The following is a 23,283-nucleotide window of genomic DNA, read 5'->3' as shown; positions in this document are numbered from 1 at the left end:
TTATTATATATTATGACAAAAAAGAGGAATTTATTTGATTTTTTTGTGTTTAAGCAATTTTATAAAATAATTGAATTGACAAAAAAGATTTTTGTACAATATGAAACCTACGTGCATGGAATCCCTGTATCATTAAGTATGGATGCGAATAGTATATCGCTTTTAGATTAAAGGAAATAAGAATGGAACATCGTCCAGTCTTAGAGACTGAAAGCAATTTAGTTATTACATTGGTTGCTAATATTGTTGCTGCTTATGTGAGCAATAACTCAATTCGACCGACTGAAGTGCCGAGTTTAATTGCTGATGTTCATGCCGCTTTTCTCAAAGCTGGAAATATGGAATTAACAGAAACTGAAGTTGAAAAGCAAAGACCTGCTGTTAATCCAAAACGCTCTATTTTTCCTGATTATCTCATCTGCCTTGAAGATGGAAAGAAATTTAAGTCTTTAAAGCGCCATCTAATGACACATTACGGAATGTTGCCTGAGGAATATCGTGAAAAGTGGCAGTTAGACAGTTCTTACCCGATGGTTGCACCTAATTACGCAAAAGCACGTTCAACTTTGGCAAAAGAAATGGGACTTGGGCGCAAAAGTCAGCGAAAGAAAATAAAATAATCGTATTTTTCCCAAAAATGATTACATTTAGTATATGATAATATTTTTGTGGCGTTACATTTTTTATGCGGATTTATGGAATTGTTGCTGCAAGAGATTGAATGCTCATAAATAGCTTTCGTTACGAATTTTCTCAATCATCGATTTAAGGCCATTCGATCGTTGCGGTGTGAGGTTTTCGTTTAAACCAAGTGTTTTAAGGAGACCTTCAGCATCAGCACTACGAATTTCGGAGGCTTTTTTACCTGAATAAAAAGCAAGAAGGATGTAAATAAGTCCACGCACAATATGAGCATCAGAATCACCTTGAAACGTTAATGTTGGATTTTTTGAATTATCGCGTGAAGATAAAAGCCACACTTGACTAACACAACCAGACACTTTGTGAGCATCGTTTCGAGCACTCTCTGGAAAAGGAGGTAATTCATGGCCAAGTTCAATCACATAACGATAACGATCTTCCCAGTCACCCAGAAGAGAAAAGTTCTCTATGATATCATCAATCGTTTCTGCCATAATCTCGGTCTTACCTTGTTTTGTATTATTGATCATGTTGATGTATTTCATTGACATATAAGCAGTTTATTCCTCTTAGCACGCAGCTAATGACGAATGGTAAAAATTTTTATTTCAAGATATATAATATGATTCTACTTTTGTGCAGGCTTTTGTGTCCCCACCTTGGGAGAAGTATTTTCAGATTGGACCATATTTTTACCCCTCAAACGTCCTAGATATTCGTAAGCAATGTCTGCACCATAATGTGCACGTTCACCAAGTGAAGTAAAAAAAGATTTTCCAACTTTACAAGTTTCTATGTTCCGTTCACAAAATGTTCCTAAATCATTTAAAGCTTCTTTAAAAGCAATAATGATATCACTTGTTGTTGCATCCTTCTCTTTTTGGGTAGAGAAATGGTCATTACTTGGCTTTTCTACAAAAAATGAAATGATAACAAAAATAAAAAACAAAAAAAATGATAACTTGATTAAAAAACGTATCATGGGCAGTCACTGTACCACGGTTGTAAATGAAACAAAAGTAGCAAGTCTACGCCCTTCTTCTTGATAAAAAATTTACAAAATGAGCATTTTATAAAATCAAGCATTTATTTACCAGATTCATGTCGTTAACTATGTTGTAAATACATGATATAATTGGACATAAGCAGAATATATTATCCTTCTCATTCGTAATCTAACATCAAATTTGTACAACCAAAGAGGGATTTTTAAATATGTAAACTCGCATTCTCATCACACACAATGAGGATAAATATACAAAGAAAAATAGATAATAAGTCTATTAATGAGTGAAATTGAAGGGATCTATATAGCATCCTATTAAGAGCTATTTTGTTGCGACAAGAAAGTTTAATTATAAAGTTGAAAAGATTAAACAAGCTGTTTACTATCTTACGAATATTTTGAAAATAACTTTAATTGAAGCTTACGAAATTTATTAAATATTAGTAGAGTGGAGTTATATCTGCGCAAGGTACGGTATAAGAACAATTGTGCTGATCTGTAACGTTGTGTACGGAAATGCAAATTCACATATCAAGATATTTGAGGAAAATATATGCTGTCATCAATTCTCCAGCGTTATAAGATATTTCAAATGTTATCAAATATATGTGCAAAAAAATGTGATTACATAAAATTATGAGACCTGAAAATTACATAGCTGGATGCTCTTATGGTGCATAGTAAGAACGCATGTAAATATGAGATTGAAAAAATAGAGAGGGGCTATTTTTGTTTTATAAACTTGTAACATTTATATGGCGATCTTATTTATTTCAACCATTTGAAAAGATGGAGAAATCAACAACGTAAATGCAGCTTCTTCTGGCTAGAAGTGAAAGTGACTTATGTTGAATTTTGTGTAAGCAACAATTGCAGTTAGAAATAAAAAAATAATGACAAAAAAACGAAAAATGCGCAAAGGAAAAGTCGTAAGACAGCGTATACATCAAAGCTTTATTATAATATTTTTTCTTATAATGTGTCGTTTACTTTTTTGGATAGCAAAACGATTTTATTTTTATACACAAAAAAACACTCTGTTGGTCATTGGACTTTTTCTTTTTACTATTAGCTTTGGGTTTGTTTCATTTAATGCTTTATTTTCGCAAATAACAATATATCAAGATGTACTTCCTCAAATGAAGTTTACATCTGTTTCCAATATAGGACAAGATCCTATTCTATTCGAAAAAGAAGTAAAATCTCAAGCGAATACTCATATTACTTCTATACCCATTCCAAGAAATCTACACCAAAACTCATCTTCAGATTCTTCTGCAGAAAGCACGCTAAAAATGCAAAAAAAGCTAGCAAAATTAGGGCTTTATGATGGCTCTTTAGATGGGATTGAGGGACCTAAAACACGTCGTGCCATAACATTGTGGGAACAGCAAAATTCTAACGAAATGCAAAATACTGTCATAGCCTCTCCTCAAATAGATGAAATTGCGGTGTTAATTAAACGTAGCGAAATAGAAATGGCAAGTAAAACGACAAAGACCACGGGCCTGCCTCATCCCAAAGCAGCTGTTCTCAAATCTTCTATTACAGATATTGTGCAAATACAGAAAGCTTTACGTAATTTTGGAAACTATGAGGTCATTGTTACAGGTGTAGAAGATCAAAAAACCATAGATGCCTTAAAACAGTTTCAAAAAAATTTCCGTCTTCCTATAACAGGGAAAACTGATCACAAAACTTTAATGAAAATGCGTGAAGTTGGTTTATTGAATTGAAGGGAGTTCTTTATCTTATACAACATAGCCTGAAAACGTATGAACACATTGTTCTCCATGTTTTACATTTTTTTCCTAAATATATCAAAGACAAAACTCCATCTCTCTAAGATACACAAATAAAACGCGTTTTAAAAAATTTTCTTTTTAATACCGTCAATGAAAAACTGCATGAATAATTTATTCCTCGTATTGCAACCAACACACAATAAAAATATCTTAAACTCATTATACTTTCTTGGCAATTATCGACTGTGCTGCAGCTAAACGTGCAATTGGCACCCGAAAAGGAGAACATGAAACATAATCCAGATTATTTTCCTCACATAAAGTGATAGAAGCAGGATCGCCTCCATGTTCACCGCAAATTCCTAATTTAATTTTCGCACGCTGTGAACGCCCACGCTGTGTAGCAATAGTAACAAGCTCCCCTACCCCATTACGATCAATTGTTATAAAAGGATCTTGTTCTAAAAGTCCTTTTTGAAAATAAGTTGCTAAAAAGGAAGCAGCATCATCACGTGAGATACCAAAAGTGGTTTGCGTCAAATCATTTGTTCCAAATGAAAAGAATTCCGCTGTTTCCGCAATCTCATCTGCTCGAAGAGCTGCTCTTGGAAGCTCAATCATTGTCCCAACCATGTACTGAATATTACTTCCTTTCTCCTTCATCACTTCATCAGCTACCTGATCAATACGAGCTTTCACAAAATCTAGTTCAGATTTAAGTGCAACAAGCGGTACCATAATTTCAAGCATAACAGGAGATCCAGATTTTTGAGCAGCTTGTGCTGCTGCTTCAAAAATTGCTCGCGCTTGCATTTCTGCAATTTCGGGATAGGTAATTGCTAAACGGCATCCCCGTAACCCAAGCATCGGATTAAATTCATGCAATTGCTGAGCGCGTTCTGCAAGTGTTTCGGCAGAAACTCCCATAACCGTTGCAACATCAAGAATTTCTGCATCCGTTTTTGGCAAAAACTCATGCAATGGTGGATCCAGTAAACGAATAGTAACAGGCAAACCACACATAATTTCAAACAATTCGGTAAAATCTGAACGCTGCATTGGCAAAAGTTTATTTAACGCTTTACGACGCCCACTTTCATCATGACTTAAAATCATTTCACGCATGGCGACAATACGATCACCAGAAAAAAACATATGTTCCGTGCGACAAAGACCAATACCTTCAGCTCCAAAGGAACGCCCCATACGTGCATCAGATGGCGTCTCAGCATTGGCGCGCACTTTTATACGCCGCATTCCATCAGCCCACTCCATCAGCTTTGCAAAGTCCCCGCCAAGCTCAGGTTGCAACATAGCAACCTCCCCTTCGAAAATCTCCCCATTTCCACCATCAATTGTAATAACATCACCTTTTTTAAAGCTTTGCCCTGAAACAAACATTGTATTTGTGTTATAATCAATTCGCACATTACCTGCACCAGATATACATGGCTTTCCCATACCACGTGCGACAACAGCAGCGTGGCTTGTCATGCCACCACGTGTCGTTAAAATTCCTTCTGCAGCGTGCATACCATGAATATCTTCTGGGCTTGTCTCTATGCGCACCAAAATAACTTTGCGGCCTTCCATCGATGCAGCTTCTGCCTCTTCTGAAGTAAAAACAATTTCACCAGTTGCTGCTCCAGGAGAAGCAGGTAAACCACGTGCCACAACAAAGCGTGCTGCCTTAGGATCAAGCGTTGGATGTAAAAGTTGGTCAAGCGATTTTGGATCAATTCTCATCACCGCTTCTTCACGTGTTATCAAACCCTCCTCAACCATTTCAATCGCCATCTTTAAAGCTGCACGTGCCGTTCGCTTTCCCGAACGAGTCTGTAACATCCACAGTTTACCTTTTTCGATTGTAAACTCGAGATCTTGCATATCTCGATAATGCTGCTCAAGCTTTTGTGCGATCTGACACAATTTCAAAAAAGCCTCTGGCATAATTTTTTCTAAAGAAGGCTTATTTAAACCCGCAATAATACGCGCATTTTCCGTGATATTTTGAGGGGTTCGGATGCCTGCCACAACATCTTCACCTTGTGCATTAACTAAAAATTCACCATAAAGCTCTTTTTCTCCTGTCGATGGATTACGTGTAAAAGCAACACCCGTTGCCGAATCTTCACCCATGTTGCCAAACACCATCGCCTGTATATTAACTGCGGTTCCCCAACTTTCAGGAATATTATGTAAACGACGATAAGTGATCGCACGTGCCGTCATCCAACTTGAAAAAACTGCTCCAATCGCACCCCACAATTGTTGCTCAGGATCTTGTGGAAAAGGTTTCTCTAATTTTTCTTCAACATATGCCTTATAAGAAACAATGACATCTTTCCAATCAGCTGCTGTCATTTCTGTGTCGACGTCGTAACCATTGCGTACTTTTGATTCATCAAGAATCTTTTCAAAGTGCGAATGATCCAATCCCAAAACAACATGAGAATACATTTGAATAAAACGACGGTAACTGTCATAAGCAAAGCGTTCATTATTGGCTTGTAAAGCAATTGCTTTCACAGTCTCATCATTCATACCAAGATTAAGCACTGTGTCCATCATTCCTGGCATAGAAGCCCGAGCTCCTGAACGAACAGAGAGTAAAAGTGGCTTTTTTTCACTACCAAATTCACGTCCTGTTTGTTTCCCAATATTTTTAAGTGCTTGCTTAACAGCTTCCTGTAATTCTTCTGGATATGATCCCTCATGTGCGTAATAAAAATTACAAACTTCTGTTGTAAGAGTAAATCCAGGAGGCACAGGCAAGCCAAGATTACTCATTTCCGCTAAATTAGCCCCTTTACCGCCGAGAAGATTGCGCTCGCTCGCATTTCCTTCTGCATTACCATCGCCAAAACTATAAACCCATTTTGTCATCGTACAAGTTCCTCCCATATCAGCATCACAACATCATTTGATCCATGCTAATCATCCAAAGCAATGATTCGATTCAAAATTGGCTAAATCAAAGAAAATATTGCTTTATCAACGCGCAAAACCAACTTTCCGTACAAAGAAAGGCAATGATTATAAGTATCAATACCTATCTTCTAAAGAAAAGATTTTGTTTTAAAGAAAACTATCAATCACCGAAAAGAAGGTTTCTACTGACATTACACCTTCATACTTATTGCCATTAATAAAGAAGGTAGGTGTTGCTGTCACACCAAGCTCTTTCCCATGCTCAAAAGATGCATTCACTTCCTCTAAAATGGACTGATTTTTCAAGCAAGAATTAAATTTTTCATCCGTTAGACCAGCCATTAAACCAATTTTTTTCAACGGCGTCAGAGCGTCTTGCGCCCAAGCCCACTCATGTTGTTTTTGAAATAAAACTTCTATCAAAGGAAAATAGCGATCTTCTGGAACACACCGCGCCAACATAAAACCTGCTGTAGCTCGAGGATCATAAGCAAAATCTCGGAAAATAAGTTTTACTTTTCCCGTTTTGATATACTTTTTACGAATTTGAGGAAGTATATCATTATAAAAATGCGCACAATGAGCACACGTTAATGAAGCATATTCAATAATTGTTACTGGTGCATTCGCTTCTCCCTCAACCTTATCTTTAACCTTGCCTGAATGAAGGAGTTTAACCATATCAACCGTTGAAACGGCCTTAGCTTCACCCACTGAAGCCGTGGTTGCATTGACTTGCACAGTTGTCATGAAAACAAAAATTATCGCGAAAGATAAAAAAGAACGATAGTCTATCATAAATAATACTTTTCTTTTGTTATTAAACAGCAAAAAATTTAATACTTTCTTATATATTAAAGGAACGTATAAAATATTCTGCTTTATTTATTATTTTTTTCTGCAAAAATGCAACAGCCAAATTCATAAAGTGATTGGCGCAAATTTTCATCTTCAACCCCCTCAAGCATTTTTTTTATGCGTTTTTTTTCTTTTTCATTCAGAGCAGGCCTTGCCACAAGATGATCCGTAAGAATAGATGTGTGCTTTTGTTCAATCTTAATGCGATCGATAGCAATATACCCAAAAAAACTATTAATTCTATGCAGCAATTCATCTGTTTCATGCATTAATTTTAACGCAACACACCCTTCACACGCCACAATAAGTGTCGCAGGTTGGAAAGCTTCATTTTGATTTACGCGACACTTCCAAATAATTTTTAGCGGCATTGTATGTTCACCAATATCGCGACCTGCAATCTGTAACCAATGCTCTATAAGTGCTACGTTAAGTCCTATTTTTTTACGTAAAATTGGATCAAGTATTTCGGATACCGTCTTAGAAAGAGAATGAAAATAGCACTTCTGGAATTGTTTGCTCATTTTTCTAAATCATTATCAAAATATTTATCAAGTTATAACAATTTTTTCTTCCATTTAAGGACTATTTTCCCTAAAAATTCATCTAATATCGCTAAAATGTGCTATTCACCTACTAAAAATCCTACAACAAAGGAATAAAAACGCAGAAATATATTACAAATAAATATTTTTTCTTTTGTATTTTATATCTCTCGATAGCTGAAAACAATCATGCATGAAATTTCTTTGCGCCTCCTTTCTTGGTACGATAAAAAACACCGGCATTTACCATGGCGGATTACCCCTGAAGAACAAATGCAAGGTGTCTGCCCTGATCCTTATCGCGTTTGGCTATCGGAGGTCATGCTTCAACAAACAACTGTTGAAGCCGTTAAACCTTATTTTCAAAAATTTTTGAAACTTTGGCCTGATCTTTTTTCTCTAGCGAAAGCCTCACAAGATGATATCATGAAAGCGTGGGCGGGTCTTGGCTATTATTCGCGCGCGCGCAACCTTAAAAATTGTGCCCAACAGCTTGTTGAAAACTACGGAGGACAATTTCCACAGTCCTTAAAAACGTTACGTACTTTATCTGGTATTGGTGATTACACTGCCGCTGCCATTGCTGCAATCGCTTTTAACCATCCTGTAGCCGTCGTTGATAGTAATGTCGAACGTGTTGTAACTCGCTTATTTGCCATCACTTTGGTATTGCCTAAAGCAAAAGCTAAAATTAAAGAAAAAACACAAAAAATTACTTCCTTAAATCGTCCTGGTGATTTTGCTCAAGCCATGATGGATCTGGGATCGATAATTTGTACACCGCGCAAGCCATCTTGCCTACTCTGCCCTCTTCAAAGTTTATGCAAAGCAGCAAAGATGCAAAAAACAGAATTTTTTCCGGTCAAAGCTCCAAAAAAAGAACGCCCTTCAAAAACTGCTGCTGCTTTTGTTGTACTTAATGAAAACAAACAAATTTATTTGGAAAAACGACAAGGCAAAAAATTACTTGGTGGAATGACCCAAATTCCTAACAATATCGGCATAAGCGATGAAAATGGGCTCCAAAATGCACCCTTTACTGCCAATTGGCAGTTTAAGGGACAAATTACGCATGTTTTTACCCACTTTTCTCTAAAACTTAATGTTTACTATATCAATGGTATTCGCGAAATGAAGTGTGAAAATGGCTGGTGGTGTGATATCCATCATCTTGCCAAAGAGGCACTCCCCACCGTTATGAAAAAAGCTATTTCTGCAGCAATTCCCAATACTTTTAGATTCAAATAACTTCTCCACTATAAAATGAAATATTCAGTGCAATGCGCATTGATTTATTTTCATACAATACCAGCTTTTAACATCTGTGAACGTATTACCATTCTTAAATCATCAATTGATTTTAACTGTCCATTCTCTTCGTAATACCAAAATGTCCAACCGTTACAACTTTGCGAACTTTGAGCCTTTCTACCCATTGCGTGAATAGAGCCTGCTTCACCACCATGCATGATAGTACCATCAGCTCTCACAATAGCAGATACTTGCTTTTTACGATCATAAAGAACTTCTCCAGAATGAAGTAACCCTGCTTCAAGTAAACTATTGAATGCTACACGCGGCTCTGCTTTTTTCCTATCAAAAATCGCTAACTCTGATTCATTTAAAGGTTTAATCGCAGCAATTCTCTTACATGCAGCATCAATGTAGCGTTGCTCGCGTTCAATGCCCACAAAATCACGCCCCAAAAGCTTGGCAACAGCACCTGTTGTCCCTGAACCAAAAAATGGATCAAGAATAACATCACTTGGCTTACTAGAAGCCATAATAATGCGTGCCAATAATGCTTGTGGCTTTTGTGTTGGATGTAATTTGCGTCCTCTTTCATCTTTTAAACGTTCAGCACCAGTACAGAGAGGGAAAAGCCAATCTGAACGCATTTGCACATCTTCATTTGCGGCCTTTAAAGCATCATAATTAAATGTGTATTTTTTATCCTTTTGGTCTCGAACAGCCCAAATAAGTGTCTCATGAGCATTTTGAAAACGGCGTCCTCTAAAATTAGGCATGGGATTATTTTTACGCCAAATGATATCATTTAGCATCCAAAAACCTAAATCTTGTAATATCGTGCCAACACGGAAAATATTATGGTAAGATCCAATAACCCAAAGTGTCCCATTGGGTTTCAATACACGACGACAAGCAAGCAACCACGCACGTGTAAAAGCATCATAAGCCGCAAAACTTTCAAACTGATCCCACGCATCATCAACTGCATCAACAAGTGAATGATCTGGACGATATAAAGCACCATCCAATTGCAGATTATAAGGGGGATCTGCAAAAATCATATCAACTGAATGCTTGGGCAGTTTTTCTAATACTGCAACACAATCTCCCTTGAAGATCTGATTGCGCCATGGCATCTGAGAAGAAGTACGAACAAAACCTTTTTGAAGCTGATTAACTGTCATAAAATATCCAACGCAACGAAACCAAATCGCCCTATAATCAGAATGATTTACAGGCTCGCACTACCAGTCTATATTTACAAACATAGGGTAAACGTATCGTTAAGGTTATTCAAAATTGATACTTATTTTTGCTCTTTTAAGAAGAATAAAATAGTTTTGCATTGATAGACCCTTATTTTTCTTTCCTTCAACGCACTGATCACATATCCTTCGCTTCTTAAACGAACTAGGAATCACTTTCGAAGCATCTTTTTATGAAACAAAGTCTTCTTAATATTCTTTTCATGCTAATTTTTTAGCTATAAGCAATATATAAAGGAATATCCCATGCCTCAAATAGATCTCATTATTTTTGATTGTGATGGAGTTTTGGTAGACTCTGAATATCTCGCAGCAAAAATTGGATCTCAATTGCTGAAACACACAGGATATGAAATATCACCTGAGGAATTAAGTGAACATTATGCAGGATTGACCTTTCCTGATACTCTCAAAAAAGTTGAACAGAAAACAGGGAAACCAATTTCTGCCCACCTCATAGATCAAATGTCAAATCTTTTCCGAGCACAAATAAAAACTGAATTACGCGCTATCGATGGTATAAGAGAAGCGATTGAAATTATTCAATCTCGCTATCCTTATTGTATTTGCTCTAATGCAGCAAGCATAGATATAAAAGAGATGCTCACCACTGTTAATCTTTATGATTTTTTTGATGGTAAAGATAAAGTATTTTCTGCCCCTGAAGTTGGAACGAAAAAAGCAAAACCTGCTCCTGATGTTTTTCTTTTTGCCGCACAAAAATTACACGCGAAGCCAACAAACACTATTGTTATAGAAGATTCTATTCATGGTGTACATGCAGCAGTAGCAGCAGGTATGCGTGTTATCGGTTTTACTGGAGGATCACACAGCTATCTTAGTCACTCTAACGCCCTTGCAGATGCTGGCGCTGAAACAACTATCGCCAAACACGCGCATTTATCAGAAGTCCTAGAAGCAATGGCAGTCTGGCAAGATTTATCATAAAAAGACTCTTTGGGCATATATCAGCTCATACAACTCTTTAATAAATCCTCTTTAATCTAATATGCGTATTGGATTGAAGCACAGCTATATTAACCACGTGCAATAAAATAACTAATATACAGTTTCTTTCGTAAACAATAAATCTCGTAATGTTGTTCAATTTTGATTGAATAAAAATATGATTATCACCAAATTAAGCTACATTATTCTCTTCAATAATAATATAGACGAGATGTGACAATTAAATCAGCTTCCAATTGCAATCTGACAGCACATAGCTGAAGCAATTGTATAGCTAGACGTTTTCACTAAATGTATATATATTCACTACGTGCATATATATGTGTAATGTTATGAAGCAGTCTGCAATCTATATTTCCTTACTCGAATTATAATATCTCACAAAGTATCTATTTAAATTGCTGCCATATAAAACAACAAAATACATCATTTGAATCTAAATTACGTTTCCCTTGGATCTTCAGTAATTTTTATAATTGAAGAAAGAGAGTGAGCAGACATCACTTCCATTTATTGGATAATTTAAGTATCGTTAAAAACATAAAAAAACAACTTCACCAATTTGTGGGAAATAAACGAAGGAAAAAATTCATGAAATACATCAGCACGAGAGGTGAAGCTCCTGTTTTAGGCTTTACTGAAACTGTCATAACTGGATTGGCTAGTGATGGTGGTCTTTATCTTCCAGAAAAATTTCCTCAATTATCATTCGATGTATTACGAGCGCTCCGTGGACAATCTTATACGACAATCGCTAAAACTATTCTTTGGCCTTTTGTGAATAATGAGATCGAATATACATCTTTTGAAAATATAATTACTGAATCTTATGCCACCTTCCGCCACCCAGCAACCTGTCCACTGCTTCAAACTGGCTCCGATGAATTTATTCTTGAACTTTTTCATGGTCCTACTTTGGCGTTTAAAGATGTTGCAATGCAGTTTCTTTCTAGACTAATGGATTATGTTCTCACTAAAAAAAATAAACGTGCAACAATTATTGGTGCGACATCAGGTGATACAGGTGGTGCTGCAATACAAGCTTTCGCAGAAAGAGAAAATTCAGATGTTTTTATTTTATTTCCTAAAGGACGCGTATCATCCGTTCAACAGCGGCAAATGACTACCAATCATAGCACTAATATTCATGCCATAGCTATTGAAGGCAATTTTGATGATTGCCAAGCACTTGTTAAAGCAATGTTTAATGATAATAATTTTCGTCAAAAAAAAGCGCTCGCAGGGGTTAACTCTATAAATTGGGCGCGAATTATGGCACAAATTGTCTATTATTTTTCATCTGCACTTTCTTTAGGCGCTCCTGATAGACCTGTATCATTTACTGTTCCTACTGGAAATTTTGGTGATATTTTTGCAGGTTATGTTGCTGCCCGTATGGGGTTACCCATTGCACAACTGATCATTGCAACAAATGATAATGACATCCTTGAACGCACATTGACCAGCGGCACCTATGAAATACGGCCAATAACCCAAACAACATCACCTTCTATGGATATACAAATTTCTTCTAACTTTGAGCGCTTACTGTTTGAAAGTAATGACCGAGATCCCATTTGGATTTGCAATGCAATGGAAAATTTGAAACAATCAGGACGTTTTGATCTTAATAAAAAGCAACTTAAAAATATTCGTTCTCTATTTTCTGCTGGAAAAAGCAGCATTGCTGAAACAGCGCGAACAATTGACAGTGTTTATAAAGAAAGCGGCTACCTCGCTGATCCACATACAGCTGTTGCGCTTAAAGTAGCTCGCGAAAATAAGCAACCACATATTCCAATGATTGTCCTTGCAACCGCTCATCCTAGTAAATTTCCTGATGCAATAAAAAGCGCCTGTGGTATTTATGCTCCATTACCAGTTTGTCTAAACGACTTAATAGAACGTGAAGAACGCTTTATCAGTCTTGCTAATGATAAAAAAATAGTAAAAGATTATATTTCTTTAAAATCGCGTGCATCTTATTAAAATAAGCTGCATGCATTCAAATCAAAAATATTCCAATGCTCTTAAAGTGTATGGTTTGTTTAACGGAGTCGTAAACACATGGGTGTAGATATTAGTCGCCTTAGTAATGGCTTGACTATTGCCACATATACAATGCAACAAATTGATAGTGTTGCGCTTGGGGTATGGATTAAAGTTGGCGCACGCAACGAAACTTTTACACAACATGGTATCGCCCATCTTCTTGAACATATGGCTTTCAAAGGAACAGAAAATCGAACAGCTTTTCAGATTGCTGCCGATATCGAAGATGTTGGCGGTGAAATTAATGCTACTACTAATACTGAAACAACTGCCTATTTTGCGCGCGTACTTAAAAATGATATCCCGCTCGCTATTGATATTCTAGCCGATATTTTAATGTATTCAAAATTTGATGAAGATGAATTAGAACGAGAAAAACAAGTGATTTTTCAGGAAATTGGTGCCGCTCGCGATGTTCCAGATGATATTGTTTTTGATCACTTTACTGAAACAGCCTTTCGTCATCAGTCTCTTGGCCGCTCTATTTTAGGAACACCCAAAACAGTTCAATCATTTACATCTGCTGATCTCCATAATTTCATGAATAAACAATATAGCGCAGATCGTATGATTGTAGTAGCTGCAGGAGCTGTGCAGCACGAAAATTTTCTACAAGAAGTCGAAAGCCGTTTTAACACTTTTCGTTCTCATTCAACAGCGCCTCTTGCCAATCTTGCCAATTATGTCGGTGGCGATTTTCGTGAATATCGCGATTTAATGGACACGCAAGTTGTCCTCGGTTTTGAAGGACGCCCTTATCATGCGCGTGATTTTTATGCTACCCAAATTCTTTCAATTATTCTTGGTGGAGGCATGTCATCACGTCTCTTTCAAGAAGTAAGAGAAAAACGTGGATTATGCTATTCTATTTATGCTTTTCATTGGGGCTTTTCAGATACTGGACTCTTTGGCGTTCATGCCGCCACCGGACAAGAGGGGCTAAAAGAACTACTTCCTGTGATTCTTGATGAGCTCTCTAAGGCAAGTAAAAATATCCACACAAAGGAACTTCAACGAGCACAAGCGCAATATCGCGCTAATCTTACAATGTCACAGGAAAATCCATCCAGTCAAGCGCATTTTATTGCTCGCCAAATGCTTCTTTACGGTCGACCAATTCCAATATCTGAAACGATTGAACGTTTAGAACTCATTACACTAAAAAGATTAACCGATTTAGCGAATCGCCTTTTTATCAATTCTACTCCAACATTAGCAGCTGTTGGCTCTGTTGGCTCTCTCATGAATTTTGATGATTTAACATCGATTCTCTCACACAACATAAAATAAGTTCCTAAATACAATTTTTTCAAACTCTTGTGCATATTGAGGATATAAAAAAGTGCTTTTGAAAACAGCCATATAATGAACATGTCCACTTTTTATAATAAAGTTCACTACAAAAGTTTCTCTCGCTGAATAAGTTTTGGAAATATTTATCAAAGAGGTGTACAAAACTATCTAAATTGCGCTTCATGTGATAAATAATCTGATAAGCAAAGATATATCTGCGAAATTTGAAAACTAATGGTTTAATTTTGCCTTCCCAAAATATAACATTCCATCAGTTTCTAGTTCCATTAAGGTAAACAGGGGTCTATCTTTGTATGAAATCGTATAATCTTTTCAAAAGAAAATGATAGCCGCTTGTTATGTAGAATAAATTATAGAAAGTAAATGTGTTTTCTCGAAAATCTAAAATTAAATATCCTAAAATACTGAGAGTGAGGCATTGTGAAGAGTTTGCGTAAAATAATTGACATCATTTTTGCTGTAATCGTCAGTTCTTTAATCCATCTTACGTCAGCACAAGCAATTGAGCCAGTTAAAATTTCTTCTCAGGATGCCGCTCTTGACCTTTCAAGAGCAATTGAAATTCACCACACAAATAACTCTATCTTTCAAACAAGCACAGCGCCCGGACCAGATGGTATTGTATGGCGCATTGAAGTCCAAGCCAAAAGTAAAAAATTTTCTGGAAACTGGGCAGTATTTTCTCTTGCAAATCCAACAGACGAACAAGTTGATCGCCTCATTGTTGCCCCCCATTATCGCATGGCTCATTCAGGCTTTCTTTGGCCAGACCTCGGATCATCGCGGATTCAATCCATCACTCCAAGCGAAGGTTTTTCTCTCGATCGTCAAGCCAGTGCAAACTCAGATATCTTTCGTATTACACTTAACCCTGGCTCTGTCATTACATTTATTGCCGAACTTAACTCGGAGAATCTACCGCAAATCTATTTATGGCAACCTGAAGCTTATAAGGATGCAATCAATTCTTATACACTTTATCATGGGATTCTTCTTGGTATATCAGGTCTTTTAGCACTCTTACTAACTGTTCTCTTCGTCGTTCGTGGAACAGGTCTTTTTCCTGCAACCGCTGCTGTCGCATGGGCGGTCCTTTTTTATATCGGTATCGATTTCAATTTTTTAAATAAGTTCTTTGCAGTAACATTAACAACGCAACCAATCTGGCGTGCTGGTACAGAAGTAGCGCTTGCCGCTACATTTTTCATATTCCTTTTTACCTACCTATGTCTTAACCGCTGGCACTATCATTTCAGTTATGGTGCAATCGCGTGGGTCATAGCTCTTTGTGGTCTTGGCGCGTTTGCTATTTATGATCCAACCAGAGCAGCTGGAATTGCTCGTCTATCATTTGGCTTCACCGCCGTGATTGGTATACTCTTAATCAGCTATTTTTCCATCCGAAGCTATGACCGTGCAATTATGCTTATCCCAACATGGTTGTTAATTAGCTTTTGGTGTTTTGGAGCTTATGCCTGCATAGCAGGATATTTAAACAATGATATCATTCAGCCAGCCTTAGCGGGAGGACTAGTGCTCATCGTTCTTCTGATTAGCTTTACTGTCATGCAACAAACTTTTTCTAATGATGCGTTTCATGAAGGAATATTTTCTGATCTTGAACGACAAGTGCTTGCAGCTAGGGGAGCTGGAAATATTATTTGGGACTGGAATGTCGAACGTGACAGAATTGTTGTTCACCCAGATATGGCAACCCTCTTTGGAACTGAGTCTCATAAACTTAATGGCACTATGTGCAATTGGATCTCAGCCTTGCATTACGACGACCGTGAACGCTTTCAAGCTATATTGGATATTATTCTGAAAAATAAAAAGGGACGCATTGATCAAGTTTTTCGACTTTCTTCTGGAGGTGGATATTATCATTGGTTTTCTCTTCGTGCGCGCCCAGCTATGCAAAAAGATGGAAAAATTACGCGTGTTATTGGAACTATTGTCAACATTACCAATCACAAAAAAGCCGAAGAACGCTTATTACATGATGCGATTCACGATAGTTTAACTGGTCTTCCTAACCAGCAAGTTTTCTTCGACAGATTACAAAATTATACCTCGTTAGCTAAAGCAAATATCAAAATTAGACCAACGGTCTTTATGATTGATTTCGACAATTTCCGTCAAATTAACCACAAGCTAGGTATAGCCGTTGGTGACACTGTACTGCTTATCATTGCACGCCGGTTAAATCGTCTCATTAATTTTCAAGACACCCTGTCACGCCTTTCTGCAGACCGTTTTGCAATCATCCTACTCAGTGAAACTGAACCACAAAAAATTGCAGCATTTGCAGACCATCTACACAAAACAATCTCAGCACCTATTTCACTTTCAGAAAAAAAAATAGTTCTTTCAACATCAATTGGATTAGTTACATGGAGTGAAAGCAGATCGACGGCTAAAGATATCTTTAATGATAGCGAATTAGCAATGATCCGCGCAAAACAAATGGGTGGGAACCATATTGAACCTTTTCGCCCTAATTTTCGTACTCTTGGTCTCGAGCATAACAATATGGAACATGACATTCGTTATGCAATAAAACGAGATGAAATGAAAATCCTTTATCATCCTATTCTTAATTTATCAGATGGACAAGTTATTGGCTTTGAAACAATTGTAGAATGGCATCATCCAAATTATGGCAATTTAAATATCTATGATTTTATAAAAATTGCAGAAAGTGAGCAGATCATTACGGATTTAGCACAATTTATTATTGATAATGCCATAATTGACCTTACAAATGTACAAGAAAAATTTTCTCAACAATCTTTCTTCATTTCAATTAATTTACCAAGCCCAGAAATGGTTCATCCTAATTTCATAAGTCAATTGCGCTCTGCTTTGCTTCGTTACCCACTTAACAAAGGGAGTTTGATGATAGAAATATCCGAATTTGTTTTGAGAAAGAATCCCGAACAATCTGCGCATTTTCTTGAACAAATTAAAGCACTAGGAATGAATCTTGCATTAGATAATTTTGGAACAGGTTATTCATCACTTGCCTATCTCGTTCGTTATCCATTTGATATGGTTAAGCTGGATCGTTCACTTATCTCTATAGATTCACCTAAGAAGAAACTTGTTCTCAAGTCTATTATCAATATGGCTACGGATCTTAATTTACAAATCATCGCAGAAGGCGTTGAAAATGAAAAAGAAGCTATCTTTCTACGCCAAGAAGGCTGTAAATACGTTCAAAGCACACTTGTCACTAAGCCAATTGCTATCGAAGAATTAATCGCTCTTGTACAAAATCACTTCCCTTATAAAATCAAAACATAACAGATAGAATAGAATACGAAAATCGGGAAAGAGTGAAACTCTCTATGCATGACCCATTTCAGCAACAAGATAAGCTGGATTAATCCCCATGCGAAGCAAGCTTTCGTCATATTTACGATTCAAATCACTTTCAAAAAGAAAGCTAGGCGATGTAGAGCTGATCAGCCAGCTATTCGCAGAAATTTCTGCTTCAAGCTGTCCTGCTTTCCATCCCGCATAACCTAGTGCTATAAGTGCATGTTGAGGACCTTGTTCACAACTGATAGCTTTTAATATATCGATAGTTGCAGTAAAGCAGATTTTATTTGCAACAGGAACAGTTTCTTCACAAACATAATCATCCGAATGAAGCACAAAACCGCGCGAAGGCTCAATAGGTCCACCGTAGCGTACAGGAAACTTTTTTATTGATTTAGAAAGATATTTTTTTTGAGTATCGTTTATCACACTAAGATGAAGCAAAAGTTCTGGAAAACTAATATGGTGCAATTGATTGAGAATAATTCCCGTAGCGCCAGCATCAGAATGCTCACAAACATAAATAACAGAACGAACAAAGCATTTGTTATTCATCCTAGGCATTGCTATAAGTAACTGTCCATCCAAAAAGCCATCACGCTGCTTCATCAATCTGTTATTCTCCATAATTTACATGTTAAACTTGGTTTAAGTAGTACAAGAAGAAAGTAAAACTCAAATGAAAAAAATTCAAATCTTTACAAATTTGCAAAGTATCCTAATTTTTTTTTATAAAAAACTTTTCATCACTTTAAGCTTAACATTTGTATTTTTAGAATTATTTAATTTTTCTGTAAGTGCTCAAACAGAACAAAAATCATATCTTTTTGCAACATCTTGGCATGAGTCAGATGGTGGTCGTGTCAGATTAGCGATCATCCAACCACCTCTCTCTGGAATAAGAAACGGCATTATTGAAATTATGCTTAAACCAGGATGGAAAACTTACTGGCGCAACCCAGGTAATTCAGGCATGGCACCATTTTTTAACTTCCACCAACAGGTTTCTTATGAAATCTTTTATCCCACACCACAACTTTATGAAACGGAAAATGACTGGTCATTCGGCTATGTAGATAAAGTTGTATTACCCTTTAGTATTTCCAACTCAAGTAAAAATTTAAGTGGCTCTTTCACTCTTGGGTTATGTAGTAAAATCTGTATTCCATTTACTATTAATTTTGATTTTTCACCATCTGCTGAAAAAAACGAACGTCTTCCTGCATCTTTATTAAAAAATGCTCAAGCCTCTCTACCCTCCACAACGCATCATGCGCTAAAGGTAAGTGCTGAAAAAAATAAAAATATCCTTTTCATAAAAATACAAAATAACGATAAGAACACACCATCATCCCTCTTTTTAGATGGAGGAGAAATGCAAATTGGACCAGCTAAAAAAGTAAGTGATAATGTAGAGTATACCCTCTTTAGCGCTCCCATCTATTTCACACCAGATGAAACAAGCCAAACAATTTTTTATACAGTTTCCTTTAAGGATCACTCTTTCAGTGGAACATTTATACTTCACACACAATCAGATCATACTGCAACTCCTTGATAAAAGAGAAAGATTCCAGCAAAAATTATGCTGAAAAAGATTCATTTTCGCGATATTCAGTAATAGCTTGACGTGCAAGTGCATCTGCACGTTCATTATCTAGATGGCCAGCATGTCCTTTTATCCAGTGCCATCTGATAGTGTGACGGGAACAGGCATCTTCAAGAGCCTTCCATAACTCCATATTTTTAACAGGCTTTTTTGATGCAGTGCGCCAATTATTTTTCTTCCAACCTTCAAGCCACATAGATATACCGTTGCGCACGTAAATTGAGTCCGTATAAAGATCGACTGAACAAGATTCTTTAAGCGCCTTTAATGCACAAATCGCTGCCATTAACTCCATTTGATTATTGGTCGTGTGTGCCTCTCCACCATAAAGCTCACGTTCATGACCATTCCAGCGTAAAATTGCTCCCCACCCTCCAACTCCAGGATTCCCAGAGCACGCACCATCTGTATAAATCTCAACGACTTTTTGTTGATTTAACATAAAATTCAAAAACCTAATTCACTCAGTAAGCCTGCATTACTGAAAAAGCAAAGCTTGTACCAATATTCCCACGGATCTTTCTTAATTACAAAACTATCAGGCGGCGTATTGAACCAATCATAAAGGCGTGTGAGTAAAAAACGCAAAGCTGCACCACGCGCTAACACAATAATTGCATCCAATTCTAAAGGTACCAATGGCCTTATTTTTTGATAATTTTCCAATAATTTACGTGCTTTGATAAGATTATAAGAATGATCATGCTCAAAACACCAAGCATTTAAACAAATGGCCAAATCGTAAGCTAAAAAATCATTACAAGCAAAATAAAAATCTATAATACCAGAAAGACGATGGTTTAAAAAAAATACATTATCATTAAATAAATCAGCATGAATAACACCTGTTGGCAAATTCGATGGCCAATTTTTTTCTAAAAAAGCTAACTCGGTATTAATTTTTTTTCCAAATTCTTGAAGTAAAATATCTTTTACCGTTTGGCAACTTCTCCACAGTGACTTCAAGTCTGTAAGAGAAAGAGTATTTCTACGACTAAGTGAAAAATCCTGTCCTGCTAAATGCAGATGTGCTAAACTGCTCCCTACTTCACAACAATGATATGCATTGGGCTGACGAATCCACATTCCTTCCAGAAAAGTAATAATAGCAGCAGGACGCCCTGCTAATTCACCAACCGTTGATCCATCATTTTGAATCACTGGTTGAGGACAAGGAATCCCACGCTGCCCTAAGTGATTCATAAGACTACAAAAAAAAGGCAAATCATCTTTTGAAATACGTTTTTCATAAAGCGTTAAAATGAATTTTCCCTCTGTTGTATAGAGCAAAAAATTAGAATTTTCGATACCCTCTTCTATACCTTGATAGGACAGAAGTGAACCTATCGCGTAACGTGTCAAAAATGCCTTTAAATCATTTGAATAAATATCTGTATAAACTGCCATTATTTTGCTTTCATTATAGGCATTGATGTATCTTGATTTTCATTTTTTATCGTCTTAGCTTGACCATTAACAAAAGCCATATCTTGAGGAGTTAAAATAACGTCACGTAATTCGCGATTAACTAAAAATGTCTCCATTTCCACCACTGTCTCAGCCAACTCTATTATGACATCATAACGCTCTCGAAAAGCTGAGATAATTTCATCAACAATAATTTCAGGAGCAGAAGCTCCTGCTGAGAGGCTTACGATGGAAAGAAAACCTAAACGATCAAAATCAATTTCATCAGCTCGTTGAACTAAAATAGCCTTCTGTGCACCAAACCTCTCAGCAACCTCTACCAAACGTCGTGAATTAGAGGAATTTGGTGCGCCAACAATCAAAAATAAATCACTCCCCAGTGCTGCCGCTTTAACAGCATTTTGACGATTTGTGGTAGCATAGCAAATTGATTCTGCAGCTGGTGCTTGCAATGCAGGAAAGCGTTTTTGTAAAACATCAAGAATCCCTGCCGTATCTTCAACAGAAAGTGTTGTTTGCGTTACAAATCCTAAGTTATCTGGGTCATCTGGCTGATAATGCAAGGCATCTTCTACCGTTTCAATCAATGTAACAGCTCCTTTTTCAAGCTGCCCCATTGTTCCTATCACTTCAGGATGGCCAGAATGACCAATCAATATAACGTGACGTCCATGACGATGATGTCGTATTGCTTGTTTATGCACCTTAGACACCAATGGGCATGTAGCATCAAGATAAAATAAATTATAGTGTTGTGCCTCTCTTGGCACAGATTTTGGTACACCATGGGCAGAAAATACGACAGGTTGACTACGGTGCTCTTCTGGAATCTCATCCAATTCTTCCACAAAAATAGCGCCTCGTTGCCGCAATCCCTCAACCACATAGCGATTATGCACAATTTCATGACGAACATATACTGGAGCACCATACTTTTTTAATGCAAGAAGGACAATCTGAATAGCGCGATCAACCCCTGCGCAAAATCCACGTGGACCACAAAGACGCATCGTTAGAGGGGGAAGTACAGACATAAACTATCCTTAATATCTATAACTTTGACCACATATCCAAACGGGCTCGTTATGCACTACACAAATAGTGCTAAAGAGAGAAATTGGAAATAACCTTCTGCTGTAATAGCATTGCCTCTGTGGTGCATTTTTATGGCATTTTACTCGGGCAAAGCTACTCTGAGTTTACTTTTCATCTCATTTTACTAGAGAATGGATAAAATACCAAACAAGAGATTCGACCAAAAGAGTTGCAAATATAGCGCCTAAATAAAATAACGAAAAGAAAAACATTCTTTTTGCCATAGAAATAGTCGCGTCCTGTGTATCAGCTTTCCATAAATGATAAGCAAAATAAACAAAAATAATGCTCAAAATTGTTGAAAAAATACCATAGAAAATTCCTGCCAATCCAGTAACGCAAGGACCTAGAGCACATATTGCCGTAAGAATAGTATAAAATAAGATCTGTTTTTTTGTTGATCGCTCACCTCGTACATTAGGCATCATAGGAATGCCTGCTGCGCTATAATCAAGAGATGAAAATAGAGAAAGAGACCAAAAATGTGGTGGAGTCCACATAAAAATAATTAAAAATAATAAAAAGCTATCAATATTCACTGTACCCGTTGCCGCAGCCCATCCAATCATAGGTGGAAAAGCCCCAGCTGCACCACCAATGACAATATTCTGCGGCGTTATACGTTTTAGCCAAATTGTATAGATAACGATATAAAAGAAAATTGTAAACGCAAGAAAAAGTGCTGCAAACCAGTTAATGCAGCACCCCATAACCAACACCGAAAGCATAGAAAGCCCCATGCCAAACACGAATGCCTTCTTGGAGCTGATTTTACCAGCAGGAATGGGGCGATTTTTGGTACGTTCCATTACTGCATCAATGTCAGCATCATACCACATATTAAGTGCTCCTGCACCACCACCGCCTACAGCAATGCACACAATTGCCAAAAAACCATATAATGGATTCATAGAAATAGGCGCAACAACCAATCCAACCAGAGCTGTAAATACAACAAGTGACATAACCCGTGGTTTCAATAACGTGATATAATCATAAACACCAGATTCTGGTGGAATCGATTTACCACTTGCAGTCGATAATTTTTCTGAAATAGACATTCCGCTCAAAGACCTTTTTATCTCTATCATCTACAAGCAAATATTATCTGGTACATAAGAACAACCCATTAATATCATCAGTGCTTTTGAGAACACATAAAATATCTCACATATCCATTAAAAACAGATAGAAGTATTTGCAATCAAAATACATTATTCCAACACATATTATTCTACATAAAAAATGT

19 protein-coding genes are annotated in these 23,283 nt (G+C 36.9%); 8 read left to right on the top strand and 11 right to left on the bottom strand.

Annotated features, from left to right (window positions below):
* Nucleotides 1-182: 182 nt before the first annotated feature.
* Nucleotides 183-620: a Ros/MucR family transcriptional regulator gene (locus V5N67_RS04220; protein WP_332060664.1), complete on the top strand. Its 438-nt coding sequence runs from the start codon at nt 183-185 to the stop codon at nt 618-620.
* A 105-nt stretch (nt 621-725) separates the two neighbouring features.
* On the opposite strand, the gene V5N67_RS04215 is transcribed toward V5N67_RS04220, so the two are convergent.
* Both V5N67_RS04215 and V5N67_RS04210 read right to left on the bottom strand, forming a co-directional pair.
* The gene (locus V5N67_RS04215; RefSeq protein WP_332060669.1) at nt 726-1,136 is read right to left on the bottom strand and encodes a SufE family protein; all 411 of its coding nucleotides are present in this window, start codon (nt 1,134-1,136) and stop codon (nt 726-728) included.
* A gap of 134 nt (nt 1,137-1,270) precedes the next feature.
* Nucleotides 1,271-1,624 (bottom strand): DUF5330 domain-containing protein, encoded by a 354-nt coding sequence (locus V5N67_RS04210; RefSeq protein ID WP_332060663.1) that lies wholly within the window; start codon nt 1,622-1,624, stop codon nt 1,271-1,273.
* Nucleotides 1,625-2,787: 1,163 nt separating this feature from the next.
* Between V5N67_RS04210 and V5N67_RS04205 the strand changes: the two genes are divergently transcribed.
* A complete protein-coding gene (locus V5N67_RS04205; RefSeq protein ID WP_332060662.1) occupies nt 2,788-3,384 on the top strand; it encodes a peptidoglycan-binding domain-containing protein in 597 nt (198 codons plus the stop codon).
* Between the two features lie 228 nt (nt 3,385-3,612).
* Here the strand turns inward: V5N67_RS04205 and ppdK are convergent, their stop codons facing one another.
* From ppdK to V5N67_RS04190, 3 genes are all read right to left on the bottom strand, one after another.
* The gene (gene ppdK, locus V5N67_RS04200) at nt 3,613-6,279 is read right to left on the bottom strand and encodes a pyruvate, phosphate dikinase (protein WP_332060661.1); all 2,667 of its coding nucleotides are present in this window, start codon (nt 6,277-6,279) and stop codon (nt 3,613-3,615) included.
* 192 nt (nt 6,280-6,471) lie between these two features.
* Entirely contained in the window at nt 6,472-7,122 is a 651-nt protein-coding gene (locus V5N67_RS04195) for a DsbA family protein (RefSeq protein ID WP_332060660.1), read from the bottom strand.
* A gap of 83 nt (nt 7,123-7,205) precedes the next feature.
* Entirely contained in the window at nt 7,206-7,706 is a 501-nt protein-coding gene (locus tag V5N67_RS04190) for a DUF721 domain-containing protein (protein ID WP_332060659.1), read from the bottom strand.
* 210 nt (nt 7,707-7,916) lie between these two features.
* Between V5N67_RS04190 and mutY the strand changes: the two genes are divergently transcribed.
* A complete protein-coding gene (gene mutY, locus V5N67_RS04185; protein WP_332060658.1) occupies nt 7,917-8,975 on the top strand; it encodes an A/G-specific adenine glycosylase in 1,059 nt (352 codons plus the stop codon).
* A 50-nt stretch (nt 8,976-9,025) separates the two neighbouring features.
* Here the strand turns inward: mutY and V5N67_RS04180 are convergent, their stop codons facing one another.
* Nucleotides 9,026-10,114 carry a site-specific DNA-methyltransferase gene (locus V5N67_RS04180; protein ID WP_442879242.1) on the bottom strand — a complete coding sequence of 363 codons (1,089 nt, stop codon included), beginning with the start codon at nt 10,112-10,114 and terminating at the stop codon, nt 9,026-9,028.
* Nucleotides 10,115-10,489: 375 nt separating this feature from the next.
* Here V5N67_RS04180 and V5N67_RS04175 point away from each other — a divergent pair, with 375 nt between their 5' ends.
* From V5N67_RS04175 to V5N67_RS04160, 4 genes are all read left to right on the top strand, one after another.
* Nucleotides 10,490-11,191 (top strand): HAD family hydrolase, encoded by a 702-nt coding sequence (locus V5N67_RS04175; protein ID WP_332060655.1) that lies wholly within the window; start codon nt 10,490-10,492, stop codon nt 11,189-11,191.
* Between the two features lie 612 nt (nt 11,192-11,803).
* Nucleotides 11,804-13,201 (top strand): threonine synthase, encoded by a 1,398-nt coding sequence (thrC, locus tag V5N67_RS04170; protein WP_332060653.1) that lies wholly within the window; start codon nt 11,804-11,806, stop codon nt 13,199-13,201.
* A gap of 78 nt (nt 13,202-13,279) precedes the next feature.
* Nucleotides 13,280-14,554 (top strand): M16 family metallopeptidase, encoded by a 1,275-nt coding sequence (locus tag V5N67_RS04165; protein ID WP_332060651.1) that lies wholly within the window; start codon nt 13,280-13,282, stop codon nt 14,552-14,554.
* A 444-nt stretch (nt 14,555-14,998) separates the two neighbouring features.
* A complete protein-coding gene (locus tag V5N67_RS04160; protein WP_332060649.1) occupies nt 14,999-17,884 on the top strand; it encodes an EAL domain-containing protein in 2,886 nt (961 codons plus the stop codon).
* Nucleotides 17,885-17,926: 42 nt separating this feature from the next.
* Here V5N67_RS04160 and V5N67_RS04155 read toward each other — a convergent pair whose 3' ends face one another.
* Nucleotides 17,927-18,511: a YqgE/AlgH family protein gene (locus tag V5N67_RS04155; protein ID WP_332060647.1), complete on the bottom strand. Its 585-nt coding sequence runs from the start codon at nt 18,509-18,511 to the stop codon at nt 17,927-17,929.
* A 70-nt stretch (nt 18,512-18,581) separates the two neighbouring features.
* Between V5N67_RS04155 and V5N67_RS04150 the strand changes: the two genes are divergently transcribed.
* Entirely contained in the window at nt 18,582-19,460 is an 879-nt protein-coding gene (locus V5N67_RS04150) for a protein-disulfide reductase DsbD domain-containing protein (RefSeq protein WP_332060645.1), read from the top strand.
* Between the two features lie 25 nt (nt 19,461-19,485).
* On the opposite strand, the gene rnhA is transcribed toward V5N67_RS04150, so the two are convergent.
* From rnhA to cyoE, 4 genes are all read right to left on the bottom strand, one after another.
* On the bottom strand, nt 19,486-19,953 hold the full coding sequence (gene rnhA, locus V5N67_RS04145; RefSeq protein WP_332060643.1) for a ribonuclease HI: 468 nt from the start codon (nt 19,951-19,953) through the stop codon (nt 19,486-19,488).
* Nucleotides 19,954-19,958: 5 nt separating this feature from the next.
* Nucleotides 19,959-20,918, bottom strand: coding sequence for a homoserine kinase (locus tag V5N67_RS04140; RefSeq protein WP_332060642.1), 960 nt, complete (start codon nt 20,916-20,918; stop codon nt 19,959-19,961).
* Nucleotides 20,918-21,973: a 4-hydroxy-3-methylbut-2-enyl diphosphate reductase gene (ispH, locus tag V5N67_RS04135; protein WP_332060641.1), complete on the bottom strand. Its 1,056-nt coding sequence runs from the start codon at nt 21,971-21,973 to the stop codon at nt 20,918-20,920. Before ispH ends, V5N67_RS04140 begins: the two co-directional genes overlap by 1 nt.
* Before the next feature lie 177 nt (nt 21,974-22,150).
* Entirely contained in the window at nt 22,151-23,095 is a 945-nt protein-coding gene (gene cyoE / locus V5N67_RS04130; protein ID WP_332060640.1) for a heme o synthase, read from the bottom strand.
* Nucleotides 23,096-23,283: the final 188 nt, after the last annotated feature.

The organism is Bartonella rhinolophi (genome assembly GCF_036576165.1).
Classification (GTDB): Bacteria; Pseudomonadota; Alphaproteobacteria; order Rhizobiales; family Rhizobiaceae; genus Bartonella.
This window is presented reverse-complemented; position numbering and strand designations above follow the sequence as displayed.

Coding starts and splice junctions, on each gene's coding strand:
- V5N67_RS04220 (WP_332060664.1), top strand. CDS start 183: ATGGAACATCGTCCAGTCTTAGAGACTGAAAGCAATTTAGTTATTACA.
- V5N67_RS04215 (WP_332060669.1), bottom strand. CDS start 1,136: ATGGCAGAAACGATTGATGATATCATAGAGAACTTTTCTCTTCTGGGT.
- V5N67_RS04210 (WP_332060663.1), bottom strand. CDS start 1,624: ATGATACGTTTTTTAATCAAGTTATCATTTTTTTTGTTTTTTATTTTT.
- V5N67_RS04205 (WP_332060662.1), top strand. CDS start 2,788: ATGAAGTTTACATCTGTTTCCAATATAGGACAAGATCCTATTCTATTC.
- ppdK (WP_332060661.1), bottom strand. CDS start 6,279: ATGACAAAATGGGTTTATAGTTTTGGCGATGGTAATGCAGAAGGAAAT.
- V5N67_RS04195 (WP_332060660.1), bottom strand. CDS start 7,122: ATGATAGACTATCGTTCTTTTTTATCTTTCGCGATAATTTTTGTTTTC.
- V5N67_RS04190 (WP_332060659.1), bottom strand. CDS start 7,706: ATGAGCAAACAATTCCAGAAGTGCTATTTTCATTCTCTTTCTAAGACG.
- mutY (WP_332060658.1), top strand. CDS start 7,917: ATGCATGAAATTTCTTTGCGCCTCCTTTCTTGGTACGATAAAAAACAC.
- V5N67_RS04180 (WP_442879242.1), bottom strand. CDS start 10,114: ATGCCATGGCGCAATCAGATCTTCAAGGGAGATTGTGTTGCAGTATTA.
- V5N67_RS04175 (WP_332060655.1), top strand. CDS start 10,490: ATGCCTCAAATAGATCTCATTATTTTTGATTGTGATGGAGTTTTGGTA.
- thrC (WP_332060653.1), top strand. CDS start 11,804: ATGAAATACATCAGCACGAGAGGTGAAGCTCCTGTTTTAGGCTTTACT.
- V5N67_RS04165 (WP_332060651.1), top strand. CDS start 13,280: ATGGGTGTAGATATTAGTCGCCTTAGTAATGGCTTGACTATTGCCACA.
- V5N67_RS04155 (WP_332060647.1), bottom strand. CDS start 18,511: ATGAAGCAGCGTGATGGCTTTTTGGATGGACAGTTACTTATAGCAATG.
- V5N67_RS04150 (WP_332060645.1), top strand. CDS start 18,582: ATGAAAAAAATTCAAATCTTTACAAATTTGCAAAGTATCCTAATTTTT.
- rnhA (WP_332060643.1), bottom strand. CDS start 19,953: ATGTTAAATCAACAAAAAGTCGTTGAGATTTATACAGATGGTGCGTGC.
- V5N67_RS04140 (WP_332060642.1), bottom strand. CDS start 20,918: ATGGCAGTTTATACAGATATTTATTCAAATGATTTAAAGGCATTTTTG.
- ispH (WP_332060641.1), bottom strand. CDS start 21,973: ATGTCTGTACTTCCCCCTCTAACGATGCGTCTTTGTGGTCCACGTGGA.
- cyoE (WP_332060640.1), bottom strand. CDS start 23,095: ATGTCTATTTCAGAAAAATTATCGACTGCAAGTGGTAAATCGATTCCA.